This window comes from Oleiphilus sp. HI0061, from assembly GCF_001635675.1.
Map to the genome: position 1 here is coordinate 1 of NZ_LWFE01000243.1, position 1,416 is coordinate 1,416.

2 protein-coding genes are annotated in these 1,416 nt (G+C 43.5%); both read right to left on the minus strand.

Features of this window, described 5'->3' with window-relative positions; translation table 11 throughout:
- Window positions 1–726: DUF4105 domain-containing protein (locus tag A3735_RS03015; protein ID WP_197485626.1), on the minus strand; the 726-nt coding region annotated here is incomplete at its 3' end.
- 113 nt (window positions 727–839) lie between these two features.
- On the minus strand, window positions 840–1,322 hold the full coding sequence (locus tag A3735_RS03020) for a DUF3015 family protein (RefSeq protein WP_068515309.1): 483 nt from the start codon (window positions 1,320–1,322) through the stop codon (window positions 840–842).
- Between the last annotated feature and the right edge of the window lie 94 nt (window positions 1,323–1,416).

Sequence of the window (1,416 nt, forward strand, 5' to 3'; positions counted from 1 at the left end):
TATTTCCCAGGCGTGTCGGACAAACTGTTCGACCTCTTCTTGTGTTAGATCTAAAGCGTATTCCCAAACGTCGCGTGACTCCAGGTGGCTGTATTCTTTGACTTTTTCATAGTAGGGGAGAATTGTAAAGACACCGGGGTAGCCACCGGAAAGACCTTTATAGGTAAAGACTAGCTCGTTATCGTCAGGATTAGCATTCGCTGCAAAATTGATGCTGTAGTCTAGTAGTGCATTACTGCCAGAGGCACGATCTATACGAATAAAGGTATGCCCGAACATTGAGGAAGGGCTATTTAGATAGGCTGCCGGGAAGCTCAAAGTTAAGCTTTCCGGATCGATCTTGGCGAACCAGTCCTTATAATCTGGGCACTTGGCTTCGGTGAAGTTCAATTCAGGGAGTTGTTGTTTTAGCCAATGAAAACGAGCTGGGAACTGGCAAATAAGCTCAGGGTCGCGGCTACCGCCAGTAAACGCATTAATATTAGCCTTGAGCTCAGACTTTGGCGAGTACTTTCCGTCTGGAGCGATAAAAAAACTGTCGTCATCAACCTGACTTTCAAATCGCGGAATAAAGCCTATTTGGTGAAAATGAAGAAGGTCGAGCCATTGTTCATTATCCGCTAGGGAAGTAAGTTTTGAATCTGGTATCGTTTGCGCGAGAGAGTTAAAGCTTAGACAGGCAAGAAAAGCTACATTCACCAGAATGTAATGGTAAGGGCAGTGCATGATATCTCTCGTTAGGGTGAATGCCGGTCTTTTAACTGGCACAAAAAAGGGCATCAAATTGTGCCCTTTTTTAGATTCTAGATCTAGCGTAAGCGTAGATTAAACGAGGCTAATTAGCCTAGGTATTTAGCAAGAGTCTTGTTCTGGCTCATTACGCTAACCAATGCTTGGTATGCGTCACCAGAAGTTGTTGCTTCAGACATAAAGATTTGGTCAAAGCTTGCTTTCAATGCAGCATTGAATGTAGCAGCATCTTCTTTAGCAACGCCAACAAGTTCAGATAGTGCAGCAAGTGTTTCACCTTCACCAATTGCAGTGTCTTGAGCCAGTTGGTCAAGGTTTTTATCTATAAAAAGGGATACTTGGACTTTTAGAGGGCCGTTTGCATCTTCACAGCCAAGTGTGCCTGAGGTCATAGCAAAAGTTTGGCTGGCTATTCCGTTAGTTGTTGCGGCAAGAACGTGCTCATGCCATTCATCTGCATTTTTGAAAATAACTTCAGTACCTAAGCCGCACCCTGCAGGACCGTGACCGCCGGCAGCCATTGCAGTAAATGGAGCAGAAAGAATGAATGCACCTAAAATTAGTTTTTTCATAGCAATTCCTTGAATCATTTTTTGTAAGTAACGCCCTTCGATTATAAACAGCGTTATTGGAAAAAGGCAATGTGTTTAGTTTTATACAGCTTAC